The sequence below is a fragment of the Nocardia sp. NPDC004123 genome (assembly GCF_053603795.1).
This window is the reverse complement of sequence record NZ_JBSGGG010000031.1, coordinates 64,343-78,481: the sequence shown is the minus strand read 5'-3', so window position 1 is coordinate 78,481 and position 14,139 is coordinate 64,343. Positions and strand designations below refer to the sequence as shown.

Annotated in this window: 15 protein-coding genes; 8 read left to right on the top strand and 7 right to left on the bottom strand. The window is 68.3% G+C overall.

Annotated features, from left to right (window positions below; translation table 11 throughout):
- Positions 1-326: 326 nt before the first annotated feature.
- Entirely contained in the window at positions 327-1,628 is a 1,302-nt protein-coding gene (locus ACWEQQ_RS36665; protein ID WP_452351458.1) for a thiolase family protein, read from the bottom strand.
- Between the two features lie 336 nt (positions 1,629-1,964).
- Here ACWEQQ_RS36665 and ACWEQQ_RS36660 point away from each other — a divergent pair, with 336 nt between their 5' ends.
- The 4 genes from ACWEQQ_RS36660 to ACWEQQ_RS36645 all read left to right on the top strand — a co-directional run bounded on the left by ACWEQQ_RS36660 (position 1,965) and on the right by ACWEQQ_RS36645 (position 5,805).
- The gene (locus tag ACWEQQ_RS36660) at positions 1,965-2,798 is read left to right on the top strand and encodes a hypothetical protein (protein ID WP_379400718.1); all 834 of its coding nucleotides are present in this window, start codon (positions 1,965-1,967) and stop codon (positions 2,796-2,798) included.
- A 40-nt stretch (positions 2,799-2,838) separates the two neighbouring features.
- Positions 2,839-4,770, top strand: a complete 1,932-nt coding sequence (locus ACWEQQ_RS36655) for a fumarate reductase/succinate dehydrogenase flavoprotein subunit (RefSeq protein WP_452340955.1) — start codon at positions 2,839-2,841, stop codon at positions 4,768-4,770.
- Positions 4,771-4,772: 2 nt separating this feature from the next.
- Positions 4,773-5,519, top strand: coding sequence for a succinate dehydrogenase/fumarate reductase iron-sulfur subunit (locus ACWEQQ_RS36650; RefSeq protein ID WP_379384410.1), 747 nt, complete (start codon positions 4,773-4,775; stop codon positions 5,517-5,519).
- Between the two features lie 130 nt (positions 5,520-5,649).
- Positions 5,650-5,805 carry a hypothetical protein gene (locus ACWEQQ_RS36645; protein ID WP_354840902.1) on the top strand — a complete coding sequence of 52 codons (156 nt, stop codon included), beginning with the start codon at positions 5,650-5,652 and terminating at the stop codon, positions 5,803-5,805.
- Positions 5,806-5,851: 46 nt separating this feature from the next.
- On the opposite strand, the gene ACWEQQ_RS36640 is transcribed toward ACWEQQ_RS36645, so the two are convergent.
- Together ACWEQQ_RS36640 and ACWEQQ_RS36635 are read right to left on the bottom strand one after the other, a co-directional pair.
- Positions 5,852-6,055 (bottom strand): DUF397 domain-containing protein, encoded by a 204-nt coding sequence (locus ACWEQQ_RS36640; RefSeq protein WP_452351457.1) that lies wholly within the window; start codon positions 6,053-6,055, stop codon positions 5,852-5,854.
- A 38-nt stretch (positions 6,056-6,093) separates the two neighbouring features.
- On the bottom strand, positions 6,094-7,014 hold the full coding sequence (locus tag ACWEQQ_RS36635) for a helix-turn-helix domain-containing protein (protein WP_452351456.1): 921 nt from the start codon (positions 7,012-7,014) through the stop codon (positions 6,094-6,096).
- Positions 7,015-7,277: 263 nt separating this feature from the next.
- On the opposite strand from ACWEQQ_RS36635, the gene ACWEQQ_RS36630 reads away from it, so the two are divergent.
- The 4 genes from ACWEQQ_RS36630 to ACWEQQ_RS36615 all read left to right on the top strand — a co-directional run bounded on the left by ACWEQQ_RS36630 (position 7,278) and on the right by ACWEQQ_RS36615 (position 9,170).
- The gene (locus ACWEQQ_RS36630) at positions 7,278-7,481 is read left to right on the top strand and encodes a hypothetical protein (protein ID WP_040862491.1); all 204 of its coding nucleotides are present in this window, start codon (positions 7,278-7,280) and stop codon (positions 7,479-7,481) included.
- Positions 7,451-7,681, top strand: coding sequence for a hypothetical protein (locus tag ACWEQQ_RS36625; RefSeq protein ID WP_452351455.1), 231 nt, complete (start codon positions 7,451-7,453; stop codon positions 7,679-7,681). The genes ACWEQQ_RS36630 and ACWEQQ_RS36625 overlap by 31 nt, the downstream gene beginning before the upstream one ends.
- Positions 7,682-7,836: 155 nt before the next feature.
- Positions 7,837-8,307 carry a GNAT family N-acetyltransferase gene (locus ACWEQQ_RS36620; RefSeq protein ID WP_452351454.1) on the top strand — a complete coding sequence of 157 codons (471 nt, stop codon included), beginning with the start codon at positions 7,837-7,839 and terminating at the stop codon, positions 8,305-8,307.
- A 35-nt stretch (positions 8,308-8,342) separates the two neighbouring features.
- The gene (locus tag ACWEQQ_RS36615) at positions 8,343-9,170 is read left to right on the top strand and encodes a hypothetical protein (RefSeq protein WP_452351453.1); all 828 of its coding nucleotides are present in this window, start codon (positions 8,343-8,345) and stop codon (positions 9,168-9,170) included.
- A 30-nt stretch (positions 9,171-9,200) separates the two neighbouring features.
- Here the strand turns inward: ACWEQQ_RS36615 and ACWEQQ_RS36610 are convergent, their stop codons facing one another.
- The 4 genes from ACWEQQ_RS36610 to ACWEQQ_RS36595 are packed head-to-tail and all read right to left on the bottom strand — an operon-like array spanning position 9,201 to position 14,052.
- Positions 9,201-10,184, bottom strand: a complete 984-nt coding sequence (locus tag ACWEQQ_RS36610) for an SCO2521 family protein (RefSeq protein ID WP_452351452.1) — start codon at positions 10,182-10,184, stop codon at positions 9,201-9,203.
- Between the two features lie 12 nt (positions 10,185-10,196).
- Positions 10,197-11,246: an SCO2522 family protein gene (locus tag ACWEQQ_RS36605; protein WP_452340949.1), complete on the bottom strand. Its 1,050-nt coding sequence runs from the start codon at positions 11,244-11,246 to the stop codon at positions 10,197-10,199.
- The gene (locus tag ACWEQQ_RS36600) at positions 11,243-12,175 is read right to left on the bottom strand and encodes an SCO2523 family variant P-loop protein (RefSeq protein ID WP_452340948.1); all 933 of its coding nucleotides are present in this window, start codon (positions 12,173-12,175) and stop codon (positions 11,243-11,245) included. The genes ACWEQQ_RS36605 and ACWEQQ_RS36600 overlap by 4 nt, the downstream gene beginning before the upstream one ends.
- Positions 12,172-14,052, bottom strand: a complete 1,881-nt coding sequence (locus ACWEQQ_RS36595; RefSeq protein ID WP_452351451.1) for an SCO2524 family protein — start codon at positions 14,050-14,052, stop codon at positions 12,172-12,174. Before ACWEQQ_RS36595 ends, ACWEQQ_RS36600 begins: the two co-directional genes overlap by 4 nt.
- Positions 14,053-14,139: the final 87 nt, after the last annotated feature.

Here is a 14,139-nt window from a genome sequence, read left to right as displayed (position 1 = left end):
CGGGGCTGGGCAATTCGGCGAGCGCGGCGGGCGGGCTCAGCTGCCGCTGCAGGGCGCGCTGATGAGCCGCGCCGACCAGCAGCAGAGCCGCAGATCTCCGGCCTCGACGCCCCGGGCCGACAGGTAGGAGACCACGGCGTCCACCGCACGATGCGGACCCAGGTCGAGATCGCGGCTGCGTTCCCGGTAGACCGCGCCCAGTTCGCATCAGCCTGAATTCGGACGGCAGCGTCAACCGGGAGGAGCTGGCGGCGGCCTTCGCCCGGGGCACGGCGGTCGTCCGGCTCCGCCCGCGCGACCAGTCCTCGGCGGCGGTTGACCGGTTCTCAGTGGCGGTGCCGGCCCCGGCCGGAGCGCCGGCCGCCGACGCCGCGGAAGCGGGCGCCGCGCGGGGCCTGCGAAACCGGTTCCAGATCGGGGGATTCGAAGATCGCGGCCAGGGCGCTGCCGGGGCCCGCGGGGGTCACGGCCAGGCCGAGACCGCCGTCGCGGCGGGCCAGTTCGTGCAGCATGGTGGTGACCATGCGCAGACCCGCCGCGCCGCCCGGGTCACCGAGGGCGATCGCGCCGCCGTGCACGTTCAGGCGCTCCGCGGTGTCGCCCCCGAGGCCCAGGGTGCGGGCCAGGGCCAGCACCTCGACGGCGGAGGTCTCCTCCACCTCGAGCAGCTCCAGGTCGGACAGTTCGAAACCGGCGCGCAACAGCGCTTTCGCGACCGCGGAGGTGGCGGCGGGCACCGGGACGCCGGGGGGAGCGGTGGTGCTGACCCAGTCGAGCAGGTAGCCCATCGGCTCCAGGCCGAGATCCACCAGCCGGTCCTCGGCCACCACCAGGCAGGCCGCGGCGGCCAGGCCGCGGCTGCTGCTGTTTCCGGCCGTGGTCACGCCGTCGGGCCGGAAGGGGGACAGCGCCGCGAAGGCGCGGTGTGAGACATCGTCGCGCAACCCCTCGTCGCGGTCGACCAGGCGCACCACCGCGGAAGTGGGATCGCCGGGACGCGCGCACACCACGACGGGCGCGGTCTCCGCGCCGAACACACCCTGGCGATGGGCGCGCGCGGCCCGGCGGTGGCTGACCGCGGCGAAGTCGTCGGCGGCGGCCCGGCCCAGCTCGTGGTCGCGGGCCAGCTGTTCAGCAAGGTCCGAATCCGCTTGTCCGCGTGCGGGTTCGGCGGACCAGATCGCGATCTGCTGGTCGGTGGTGGGTCCGTCGCCGGCCGCGGGCCCTGGGCGGACGCCGGGCAGCGGCGGGACGCTGGCGGATTGCGCGTCGAATCCCCCTGCGGCGCTGGAGCATTCGGCGCCCACCGCCAGCACCACGTCGGCCGCGCCGGTGCGCACCATCATGGCGGCGGTGATCAGGGCGCGCAGTCCACTGCCGGGACCCTCGCCCAGGGCGAAGTCACCCAGCTCCGGCGACAGTCCGCACTGCGGCAGCGCCGAGCGGATGGCCTCGGCCTCGGGGACGGCGGTGACCAGCTGTTCGACCCGCGCGGGATCGATGCCCGAGCGGCCGAGCACCGCCGCGATGACAGTGCCGACCAGCCGGTTCGGCGGCACCGCGGCGAGTGCTCCGCCGGGCAGACCCACGGGCGTGCGCATCGGCATGACGATGGCGGCGCGTCTCATTACCGGCTCCCTTCGAACCCTCAGCAGACCGACAGGCCACCACACGGTTGTTGCTGTCATATGACGGCCGGTAACCGCCGCGGACGAGCCGCCCGACCTGCGCACGGGCCGGAATCCGAAACACTCTGACAGCCCGGCGAGTTCGCGAGATTGCCGTTTGTTCACCAAGCAAACGAATCACTGAGGGCTACAGGAAATGTGGCGCAAATCACGGGATCACGAAATAGCTGTTGCGAGCTCGAGTGATAGCACCCCTGTCGTAAGGTGCTCACCATCACATTCGATGCCGGAGGTAACGATGACGTTCCACGGGGTAGAGCAGCGAGGCATCCAGCAGTGAGCGCCGCACCAGTCAAGGCTTCTGAATCGAGCACTACCGGGGTTTTCAGTAGGGGACGGGCTGCCATTTCGGCACGCACGCTCCGCACCGACCGGTGGTGGGTGCCGCCGGCCGCGACGGTGCTGGGGCTCGCGGCCTTCGTCATCTACGCGACCATCAGATCCTTTGTGCGCAGCGCGTATTGGGTGCCGGACTTCCACTATCTGACACCGTTCTATTCGCCCTGCCTGAGCGCCTCGTGCGTCGAGGGCTCCAGCCATTTCGGCACGCCGGTCGGCCACCTGCCCATGTGGATTCCACTGGGCTTCCTGGTGCTGCCGTTCCTGCTGCTGTTCCGGCTCACCTGTTACTACTACCGCAAGGCCTACTACCGGTCGGTGTGGATGTCGCCGCCGGCCTGCGCGGTGGCCGAGCCGCACGCGAAATACTCGGGGGAGACGCGGCTTCCGCTGATCATCCAGAACGCGCACCGCTACTTCTTCTACGTCGCGATCATCATCTCGGTGATCAACACCTATGACGCGGTGATCTCCTTCCACGCCAAGGGCGGCGGCTTCGGCATCGGCCTGGGGACGCTGATCATCACCGGCAACGCACTGCTGCTGTGGGCGTACACGCTGTCGTGCCACTCCTGCCGCCACATCGCGGGCGGACGGCTCAAGCACTTCTCGCAGCACCCAGTGCGCTACCGCTTCTGGACCGTGGTGTCGAAGCTGAACACCCGGCACATGCAGCTGGCCTGGACCACGCTGGGCACGCTGGTCCTCACCGATTTCTACGTCATGCTGGTGGCGAGCGGAACCATCTCCGATCCTCGCCTCATCGGCTGACAGTCCTCTATTCCTCTGTCTCCCAGGAGTATTCGGTTCCATGCCTGAAGTCGAGCGGCACAAGTACGACGTCGTCGTGATCGGTGCCGGCGGTGCCGGCCTGCGTGCGGTCATCGAGGCCCGTGAGCACGGGCTGTCCGTGGCGGTGGTCTGCAAGTCCCTGTTCGGCAAGGCGCACACCGTCATGGCCGAGGGCGGCTGCGCGGCCGCCATGGGCAATGCCAACGAGAAGGACAACTGGCAGACCCATTTCAAGGACACCATGCGCGGGGGCAAGTTCCTCAACAACTGGCGCATGGCCGAGCTGCACGCCCAGGAGGCCCCCGACCGGGTGTGGGAGCTGGAAACCTATGGGGCGCTGTTCGATCGGACCAAGGACGGCCGGATCAGCCAGCGCAACTTCGGCGGCCACACCTATCCGCGGCTGGCGCACGTCGGCGACCGCACCGGGCTCGAGATCATCCGCACCATGCAGCAGAAGATCGTCTCGCTGCAGCAGGAGGATTACGCGCAGACCGGTGACTACGAGGCGCGCATCAAGATCTTCGCCGAATGCACCATCACCGAGCTGCTCAAGGACGGCGACCGGATCGCCGGGGCCTTCGGGTACTGGCGGGAGTCCGGGCGCTTCATTCTGTTCGAGACGCCCGCGGTGGTGATCGCCACCGGTGGCGTCGGCAAGTCGTACAAGGTGACCTCGAACTCCTGGGAGTACACCGGCGACGGGCACGCGCTCGCGCTGCGGGCCGGGGCGTCGCTGATCAATATGGAGTTCCTGCAGTTCCATCCGACCGGCATGGTCTGGCCGCCGTCGGTGAAGGGCATCCTGGTCACCGAGGGCGTGCGCGGTGACGGCGGGGTGCTCCAGAACTCCGACGGCAAGCGGTTCATGTTCGATTACATCCCGCCGGTGTTCAAGGGCCAGTACGCCGAAACCATCGAGGAGGCGGACCAGTGGCTGAAGGACAACGATTCCGCCAGGCGCACACCGGATCTGCTGCCGCGTGACGAGGTCGCGCGGGCCATCAACGAAGAGGTGAAGGCCGGGCGCGGCACCCCGCACGGCGGCGTCTATCTGGATATCTCCTCCCGCCTGCCCGCCGACCAGATCATCAAGCGGCTGCCGTCCATGCACCACCAGTTCAAAGAGCTGGCGGACGTGGACATTACGAAGGAGCCGATGGAGGTCGGGCCGACCTGCCACTACGTGATGGGTGGCATCGAGGTCGATCCGGATACCCAGGCGGCCACGGTGCCCGGCCTGTTCGCGGCCGGTGAATGCGCCGGCGGCCTGCACGGCTCCAACCGGCTGGGCGGCAACTCGCTGTCGGACCTGCTGGTGTTCGGCCGGCGCGCCGGACTGGGCGCGGCCACCTATGTCGAGCAGCTGGCCGCACGGCCCACGATCGCCGACACCGATATCGCCGCGGCCGCGAAATCGGCTGTGACGCCGTTCGATCCGCCCACCGAGGGCGGCCCGGGCGAGAACCCGTACACGCTGCACATGGACCTGCAGCAGACCATGAACGATCTGGTCGGCATCATCCGCAAGGAACACGAACTGAAGCAGGCGGTCGCGCATCTCTCCGAGCTGCGCGACCGCTACGACCACGTCACCGTGGAGGGCCACCGGCAGTTCAATCCGGGCTGGCATCTGGCCCTGGACATGCGCAACATGCTGCTCATCAGCGAATGCGTCGCCCAGGCCGCACTGCTGCGCACCGAGAGCCGCGGCGGCCACACCCGCGACGACCATCCGGGCATGGATCCGGTGTGGCGCAACAAGCTGCTGGTCTGCACCATCGACCCGGACGAGGTCGGGTTCTCGGTGCCGTCGGTGACCGTCACGCCCGAGGCCCAGGTGCCCATGCGCACCGACCTGCTCCGGTTGTTCGACCTGGCGGAGCTCGAAAAGTACTACACCCCCGCCGATCTCGCAGAGTTGCGGGACGACGCCGGAAAGGCGGAATAGCCATGGGTTACGAGGCGAAGTTCAAGGTGTGGCGCGGTGACACCGAGGGCGGCGGCCTGCAGGACTTCACCGTCGAGGTGAACGAGGGCGAGGTGGTGCTCGACATCATCCACCGGCTGCAGGCCACCCAGGCGCCCGATCTGGCGGTGCGCTGGAACTGCAAGGCGGGCAAGTGCGGTTCGTGCTCGGCCGAGGTGAACGGGCGGCCGCGGCTGCTGTGCATGACCCGCATGTCGACGTTCACCCAGGAAGAAGTGGTGACGGTGACGCCCATGCGCACCTTCCCGGTTATTCGCGACCTGGTCACGGATGTGTCGTTCAACTACCAGAAGGCCCGCGAAGTACCGTCTTTCACGCCGCCCGTGGATCTGAAGCCGGGCGAGTACCGGATGCAGCAGACCGATGTGGAACGGTCGCAGGAATTCCGCAAGTGCATCGAATGCTTCCTGTGCCAGAACACCTGTCACGTGGTCCGTGATCACGAGGACAACAAGCACGCATTCTCCGGTCCGCGATACCTGATGCGCATTGCCGAACTCGAAATGCATCCCTTGGATGTGGCCGACCGCCGGGAACTGGCGCAAGAGGATGCGGGCCTGGGCTTCTGCAACATCACCAAGTGCTGTACGGAAGTGTGCCCGGAACACATCAAGATCACCGATAACGCGCTGATCCCGCTCAAGGAACGCGTGGTGGACAGGCAGTACGACCCGATCGTCTGGCTGGGCAACAAGCTCTTCCGGCGCTGATGGCCGAGCTGGTTGTTGATCACGAAACGGCTGCCGTTTGGCAACGGAAGTATGTTTGCGACGGCTAAGCATGGGTATCCAACTATTCGTGGACCGAGGACTCAAGAATGCGCGTCCCCGGTACCGGAAAATGGGTCCCGATGACTGGGTCGAACGGCTGATCGTAGGGATGCTCTTCGCGGTATCGGCGATGGGCGTATACGTACTCACCGGCGCACTGATGCCCGCCGTCGCGATCGGCGTACTGGTCGCCGCCGTCGCCATGGGTGTGGTCGCAATCCTCTGATACCGAGGGTTCACGGGCCGGGGCCCGTGGACCCTCGTTCAGCGAATCACCGGTCGAAGACCCCGTTTTCGAGGCCCACGGTGAAGGATCCCCATTCCGCCGCGCCGAACACCAGCGCCGGGCCCTGCGGATTCTTGCTGTCCCGCACGCCCACTCGGCCCGCGGGCAGGAACGCCACTTCGACGCACTCCTTACCGGCCCCGCTGCGGCTGCTCTTGAACCAGCGGGCCCCGGAAAAATCCACACTCATGCTCTGTCCTTTCATCGCCTGTGCGGAGCCCTACATGGTTACGCTCCGCTACCGCCTCCGGGCTCGACCGCCCAGGCGGCATACTCCTTCGCCACCTGCCGGAGCAGGTTTCTGCTGTTCTGAACGTCCAGCGCGCAGCGTTCCAGGCCCGCTTGGGCCCGGCGATAACGCTGAACGTCGCCCTGTCTCTCGAGATACAGATCGCCGGTGAACCCCTCCACGTAGACCACCGGGGGCTCCACCGGTTGCCCCTTGCTGTCGCATCCGAATTCCAGAATCACGAACGGTCCGGTCGAAAGTCCCAGGGGGACACCGGCGGCGAAGGGCAGGATACGCAGCGCGACATTGGACCGGGTACTCAGTTCCGCCAAGTGTCGCACTTGCGCCGCCATCACCCTTGCACCTCCCACCAGGCGGCGCAATACCGATTCGTGCAACACCATGGCGATGGTCGCCGGATGCATGCGGCGGGTGATCATGGCCTGCCGTTGCATACGCAGCTGAACGCGCCGATCCACCTCCACCACGGTCTCTTCCGGGTATCCCAGCCGGTTCAGGGCCCTTGCGTACTCGACCGTCTGCAGCAGGCCCGGCACCAATTCCGATTGATAGCAGGACAACTGCTGCGCGGATGCCTCCAGGCCGACGTAGACGTCGAAGTTCTCGGGAATCAGGTCGCCGTAGGAGTGCCACCAGCTCTTGACCGCCGCCTGCTGCGCCAAACCCTTGAGCCCCTCGGCGATTTCGGCGGGGATCCCGTAGATGCGGCACAGCTCCTGGATGTCGATGGTGCGGATGCGGTCCGCGTTGCCCTTCTCGAGCCGCTGCAAGGTGCTCGCGCCCCACTCCATCAGCTTGGCGGCTTCGGCGATGGTCAATCCTGCCTGGATGCGCCAGTCCCGTAGATAGCGACCGAGCTGACGGCGGGGCAGGGTGGATGACGCGGGACCTTCGGACACAACACGCTCCATTCGCGGTCGCGGGCATGGATCGGGGCTCGACGGCGGGCGAGGGCTTCGTCCACTTTGGAGAATCGTCCTCCCCCAGGTGGATTCACTGCTGGGAATTCGCGCAATTTTGCGTTCTCCTGCTCGAAATTCGCCCGCCTGGCGTCTGCTCGTGGTGTGCTGGAGATGTGCCCGGAGCGGTGTAGCTAGACCCCTTTCCTTTCCTGAACCTCCGGGCACTTCAGGAACCAGCGGGAACGAGGAGTGGTCTGGACATGCAACTGACGTCCCTCAACATGCACATTGCCGGTCTGTCGCGCTGCCGCCGTGATCCGGGTGTGATGACCGTCGAACAAGCGCACGCCGCAATGCAATTGCACCTCGATTGCACGGTGCAGACCTGCAAGGTACGCCGACGAGCACGGGCAACGCTGGTCGAGGAGGGACGGTGCGTGCTCGACGAGCGGGCACTGCCATGACCGGCCCCGATCCCGTACCGACCGGCTACGACCGGTTCGTCCACCGGATGCTGTGGCTACTGCTCGACGCCCGGACGGCACAGCTCCGCCACCAGAAGGCACACGTCTACACCAGGATTTCGCGGCCCGGGGTGAACCGGGAAAGGCCCCCGGCCGCGATGAACGCTGCCGCACAGCGCTTTCGAGCGCCCCGCGCCTAACCTGCGGGCAGCGGTGGCGCAGTCCCCGCCGCGTGCTGCAGCGCGGTTCGGCCGCCCGCTCCGCAGACAGCCGGCGGCCGAACCGCACCCAAGATTCGGTGTGACGCTTACCCTGGAATCCATCGCACTTGTGCCCGGGGTGGAGGGGAACACCGTTGTCGGCCTTCGAATTGCCGGAAGATCCGGCGTGCCGGATCGCGTCACTGTCGGATCTGGACGCGATCCGCGCACTCGAGGTGGTCGAATTCGAGCATCTCGCGTATCCGTATTTCGTACTCCGGCAGCTCTTCGAGCTACACGGAGCAAACTGGACGGTTGCCGAGGACGCGGGGGAGCTCTGCGGCTACGTGCTCACCGCCCTCGATGGAGAGCGCACGGCCTGGTTTCTCGGCTTCGCGGTGGCATCCGAGTGCCGGGGCCGCGGCCACGGCCGGGCACTGCTGGAAGCCGCTCTGGCCCAATGCCATCGGGCCCGCGCTGAACAGGTCTTCGTCACGGTGAAGCCGGGCAATCGGGTCGCCTACCACCTCTACAAGGAGGTCGGCTTCGTGTGGGCCGACCACGAGGCCGCCTACTTCGGCGCGGACGAGCCGCGAGATGTGCTGGTGCACAGGATCTATCATTGATCATGCTCGAGAAAAGCGCTCCATCGTCGCCGTTCGTGACGGATATGAGCATGCGCGTCGAGCGCCACGCCGACACCTACGCCGACAACGTCACCGAATTCCTGGAGCAGCCGCACGGCCTGCGCCGCCGCGCCACCGAACAGCCGCTGCTGGACCTGTTCACCCGGCACACCGAGGCGGTGGTGGCGACGTACGATCCGCCCGGAATCCGCAGGGCCGGTGACAGTCTCGTCTTCGCCCACCTCTACGCACCGGTCCTCGAACACACCGCCACCGCGGCGCCGCAGCCGATGGCGGTCAACCAGCTGCTCGCGGCCCTGATCGCCGCGGAGGTGGAGTTCCGCGGGCCACTGCGCCTGAGCCGCACCCAGAATCGGCTGCTGGCCGAGGCCTACGAGCGGCTGGGCCGCCCACTGGTGCAGGCCGGACTGCCCGCGCACGCCGCCCTGGCCTACCGCCGGGCCGGGAGTCTCTACCGCATCGACGAGGACACCGATGCCGAGGATCGCTGCGGCCTGGCACTGGCCCGGGCGCGGCGGCTGGCGCAGCCGGCGGCCTGGCGGCGCGCCGGCGGCCTGGTCCCGGATCTCATCTGCGGCTACGGTTACCGGCCCTTCCGCATGCTGTGGTTCGTGGCGTTCCAGCTGCTGGTCTTCGTGGTGGCGGTCACGTTGCGGTCGGATCAGCCGCCGGCCATCACCGTGTACCAGGTGTTCATGAACTACCTGAATCCGCTGGGCGTCGGGGATACCGACAACCTGCGGGTCGGCGGGCGGGCGGTGTTCGTGCTCGAGAGCTATCTGGGCGCGGTCACCATGTCGGTATTCTTCGCGCTGCTGGTGCGCCGCTGGTTCCGGCTCTGATCCGGTCGCGCCGCCGGTCGGATCCGCCGGTCACCACTGGACGGTGCTGATCTTGGCGCTGCGCAGCGCCGCCAGGGTCGCCACCGCCAGCCGGTCGCGCAGATGTCCGACCTGCGCGGTCCACTGCCGGGTGAAGCCCGGATCGGACTCCAGCCGCGTCCACAGTTCGCGCAGCCGGGGCGGGGTGTGGGCGCCCGGCATCCACAGGTGCACCAGCTGTTCGAGCAGCGGCGCCAGCTCGGCGGACGGATCGCGTTCGGGCATGGGACGATCCGCCTCGGACAGTGCCGCGCCCAGGGTGGACAGCAGCCAGTCGTGCACGGCCAGGTCCTCGCAGAAGCGTTGCACCGCACCGAGATCCCGGGCGGTCGGCACCATGATCCGCACCGACCGGGTGTGCTCGTCCTCGAGCCGGAAGGCGAACAGGGTGCGCCCGCGCACGGCGCCGCCTACCGGCGGCGCGACCCGCGCGGCCCAGCGCAGCCGGGTGGCGCTGGAGCGCACCGGCGGCTGCTGATCCAGGCGGGGATCGGTGCGCACGCGGGTGAGCAGCCGGTCGCTGACCGACCCCAGGTCCAGGGTGGTGGCGCCGGAGCCCTCCAGGAACCCCTCGGTGAGATCGACGGCGGCCGCGGCGTCGTCGGCGATGCGGTGCCACACCTCCAGCGTCCCGACCTGATCCAGGTAGTGCGACCAGGGCCGCCGGTTCTTGTCGGCCGTCCGCACCACCGTGGAACAGGCCGAACTCTGCATCACCCGGCCGCCCACCAGGATCGCGTGCGCCGCCACCGTCCCGATGGCGCGGCTGTCCGATCCGGACACCGTGGCCAGCTTGCAGTCCACCCCGACGGCGGAACCCGGCGAAATCGCCAGGGCCAGCGGTCGTTCCCGCATCAATACCCGCTGCCCGGGCAGCAGGGACAGCAGCGCTGTCGCCTCCCGCGCGGCCAGTCCACCCGCATTGGGCAGCAGGGCCGTGCGTACCTCCCCCAGCAGCACCAGCGGCTCGTTCACCGGGCGGCCACCTCAGACGTCACCCAGGAAGATATGGTTCAACCGGTGGGTGGCCCGGCGCGGCACCTGCACCGGAATTCGTTCGCCCGCACCGCGTTCGGCGAGCTTCGCCTGCACATCGTCATCGAGTTGCAGATGGTCGAGGATGACCCGCACGGCGTGCTCGATGCCCAGATAGCTGTAGGGCAGCACCGACAGCGCCCGATAGGCCGCGAAGGGCTTGGCCTTCGGATTCAGTTTCACCACCGCGGGCAGCCGGGACCAGTCGCCGGGCCACGGCTCCTCCCAGGGCACCGGGGCCGCCACCATGGCGCCCTCGTTGCGAATCAGGCCCAGCCGCAGCAACTGCCAGATGGCGGCCAGGAAGGGGCAGGACCAGAGTATGCGCTCCACCTGTTGATCGCCCTCTTCCTCCAGGCGGCGGCTCCACAGCTGCACATCCAGGAAGATGGAGTGATTGCGCGCGCCGAATTCCTCCGGCGGCCGGTAGCGCGAGATGCGCATGGCCTGTCCCGCATCGAATTCCGAGGATCGGCGGCCATTGCAGAGCCAGCCCGACTCGACGGTGGGCGGGCGGCGGCCGGTGCTGTCGCGCTCGGGTTCGGCGACGATGCGGGCGGCCATCATCTCCGCCAGCCGCACCGGCTCGCCGACCGGTTCACCATCCTGGAACGACGGCACCTCGGCGCAGCCCGCCTCGCGCGCCAGATAGTCGATGCGCACACCGCATTCCTCCGCGGCGGCCAGCAGCTGCTCCAGCACGTGGCGCGGGTCGGCGGTGCGCCGGGCATCGCGCGGGCGGTTGGCGGTGCGGGTCCAGAAGTAGTCGTCGACCAGGAAGCAGGTGCTGACCCGGGCGCCCGCCCCGAATTCCGCTTCGGCAGCGGCGATCTGGGTCTGGACGATGGGCGCCACCTTGCGCAGCTGGGCGTGGATCCGGTCGACGCCGTCGACCAGCTCGTCCATATAGAAGTGCCCGACCTCGATGGACAGATGCGAGAGCGGCTGGCCGGCCACGCGATTGCGTTCGCCCGCCTCGCTGTAGTCGGTCGCGGAGCTCATCGGCGCACCTCCACCTGTTCCCAGACGGCGTCGTTCATGAGTTTCTCGGTGAGCAGGCGGAATGCGGCCACGGTCTCGGCATTGGCGACGTGGGCGGCCACATCCACATCCAGGATCACCTGTTCCCGGCACTGCAGCATCGGTTCCACCGGGATCTTGCCCAGTATCCCGCTCTCGCCCATGCCGTGCCGGTTGGCCGCGCGGGTCAGGGTGTTGTGTTGTTCCTGCAGCCAGGCGGCCTGGGCCGGGCGGAGGCCGGCGGTCAGGTTGAGTTCGGGCACCGCGGTGCGGACGAAGCGCAGCGAATTCAGCAGCTCGGCCCGGTCGTGTCCCCAGGTCTCGCCGACGGCCAGCACGCCGTGCTCGTCGTGCACCAGGCCGCGGGCGGCCGCGATGTGCTGGCGGGTCCAGCGGTGGAAGATGAGCCAGCGGCACACCGCGCGGGACAGCTGCGGGTGCCGGGTCGCGCTGAGCGCGAGGGCCAGGGCGATGGATCGGCCCGCGCTCAGATCGACGAAGGTGACATTGAATTCCTGCTCGCAGGTGGCGAACAGCGCGGCGCAGCGATCGATCATGCGCTCGTCGAGCGTGGTGAACTCGGAGCCGCCGAGATCGCCGGGAAACAGCACCAGGCGGCCGGAAGGATGCCGGGACCGGCTCAGTTCCATCCGGTCGGTCTCGGAGCGCACACTCAGCCGCGCCGGCGTTCCGTTCTCGTCGAGCAGATAGGCGTGCAGGCCGGTCCCGTCCCGGACCCCGTTGTCGATCCGGCTGATCTCGAAAGTGCCACCCGCGGTGGGGGATCCGAAATCGAAGTCCAGATAGGCGACCTTGTACCCCTTCATGCTCAGCCAGTAGGCCATATTGCAGCTGGTGACCGAGCGTCCGGTGCCGCCCTTGTCCGAAGAGGAGAACACGAGCACGATCACACGCTCCTGGTGGCGTCGAACCGGGCGTAGGCGAGCTCGTCCAGTTCCAAGAGGGCCTGCGAGGCGAGACTGACTGCGGTGCCGGGGCGCTCGTCGATCAGCGTGCGGGCCCGTTCCAGGCGCTGCTCGGCCAGGGCCAGGGCGGTGCGGCCGGCCGACACGTCGGTCTCGCTCAGCTCCAGCATCTCCCGGTTGAGCAGGTGTTCGGCCTCGGTCAGCAGCTCCATGGCCCGGGTCACCGAGGTCGGCGCCCGCAGCGGCGGTTCCCGGTACAGGCGCGCGGCGGTCACCATGCACTCGACCACGCGCTCGGTGAGATACCAGGAGGGCAGGTGGTTTTCGGGGCCGCCGAAGATGCGGCTGGGATCGTCCCACAGGCCGGTGGCCGGTCCTTCGCGGAAGGCGCGCAGGTCGAGGTGGTCCATGGTGGCCTGGGCCAGCGTCATCAGCTGGTCGCGGGTCTCGATGGTGCCGGAGAGCCGCGCGGCCTGCAGGGTGCGTTTCAAAAGGACGGTGGCGTAATCGGAGACCGTCCACAGCAGCAGCGGGCCGTCCAGCGCCTCGCTGCCCAGCAGGCGCAGACTCACGCCCGGCGTGTGCATGGTGCGGGCCGGATCGTCGGCGGTGAAGCGGCGCACGATGCGGCCGCGGCGGGCCAGCTCGTCGAAAATCGTTGCGGCGCGGTCCAGATCGTCGTCGTTGGCCTCGCGGTTGAGCAGATCCTGCATGAGCACCGCGGAGACGACGAGACTGAAGTAGTCCGATTCCTCGCCGTCGGAGGTACGCCACGGAATGTCCTCGAGCGGCCAGCGCCCGGTGCCGAAGCGGGCCACCGCCGCCCAGTAGCGCTGGGCCAGATCCCAGCGCAGCTGCAGGGCCTCGGCCAGGCGGCGCTGCTCGCCGTTGAGCAGGTCGAGTTCACGGGTGCGCACCGAGGTGAGGTCGTTGATGCCGTCCAGCGCCACCACGGTGAAGTGCAGGTAGGGCCGGGCGACGGCATGACCGGGCTGATCCGCGATGGGCATGTCCACGAAGTCGATGGACGCGGCCTTGCGCACTATGGCCCAGCTCCAACCACATTCGAACAGCATGTCGCCGCTGTCCAGGTCGACGCCCTCCACCTGGCTGAGGGTGGCGTCGTTGCGCAGCCGGATCCGCACCCGGTCCAGGCGCTGCTGCACGGCGTGCACCACCGCGTCGGGGGAGCCGCCGGTCTGGTTGAGCATCGACAGCATGGCCTGCCCCGCGGCGGATTTGGGCGAGACCGTATTCACGACGAAGCTGCGGATCAGGCCCACCATGGCGGCGGTGAGCCGGACATTGATGAGCACGTCGAGCGCCTCGATGCGCGGGCCCAGGTCCACGGCGAGCTTGATCCGCCGGCCCACGGCCAGTTCGGCTACCGGGCCGCTGAATCCGCGCAGGAATTTCAGCGCGGCCAGGCATAGGGTCAGTGACATGGAATAGGAGTCGACGACCTCGAGCGTGCGCTGCGCCGGGGTCGGCTCGGCGCCGTCGGAGGTGGCCAGGTAGCTGCCCGCGGCGAAATTCGGCAGGGCGGCGTCGGAGTCGGGGTCGCGGTCGGTGTGGCGGTCGATGTACTGCTCGAGCAGCCAGACCACGCGCTCGCCGATGCGCAGGCCATTGTCGCCGAGGGGGGAGAGCACCTCGCGGATGTCGTCGGCGATCTCGTCGGGATGCTCCAGCCCGAAGCCGTCGATCTCGGTCGCCGGGTACAGCAGGCACAGCAGCTGTTCGGCGTCGCTGATGGAGTTGGAGCCGTTGCGGCCGTCCCACACCCACTCGCCATCCCGATAACACGCGGTCAGCAGCGACCGCCAGACTCCGAGGATCTGTTCCCGTGGCTTGATTCTCATCGACGCCGTCCCCTGCCCTGTCGTGGCCAGCCTCGCCGTCATAGCTATGAACGAGCGCGGCACAAACTATCATGCGCCGTCGCCCGG

Excerpts from the sequence above, each read along its gene's own strand:
- ACWEQQ_RS36655 (WP_452340955.1), top strand. The coding sequence starts at position 2,839 with ATGCCTGAAGTCGAGCGGCACAAGTACGACGTCGTCGTGATCGGTGCC.
- ACWEQQ_RS36630 (WP_040862491.1), top strand. The coding sequence starts at position 7,278 with ATGCAACTGACGTCCCTCAACATGCACATTGCCGGTCTGTCGCGCTGC.
- ACWEQQ_RS36640 (WP_452351457.1), bottom strand. The coding sequence starts at position 6,055 with ATGAGTGTGGATTTTTCCGGGGCCCGCTGGTTCAAGAGCAGCCGCAGC.
- ACWEQQ_RS36645 (WP_354840902.1), top strand. The coding sequence starts at position 5,650 with ATGGGTCCCGATGACTGGGTCGAACGGCTGATCGTAGGGATGCTCTTC.
- ACWEQQ_RS36650 (WP_379384410.1), top strand. The coding sequence starts at position 4,773 with ATGGGTTACGAGGCGAAGTTCAAGGTGTGGCGCGGTGACACCGAGGGC.
- ACWEQQ_RS36605 (WP_452340949.1), bottom strand. The coding sequence starts at position 11,246 with ATGAGCTCCGCGACCGACTACAGCGAGGCGGGCGAACGCAATCGCGTG.
- ACWEQQ_RS36665 (WP_452351458.1), bottom strand. The coding sequence starts at position 1,628 with ATGAGACGCGCCGCCATCGTCATGCCGATGCGCACGCCCGTGGGTCTG.
- ACWEQQ_RS36595 (WP_452351451.1), bottom strand. The coding sequence starts at position 14,052 with ATGAGAATCAAGCCACGGGAACAGATCCTCGGAGTCTGGCGGTCGCTG.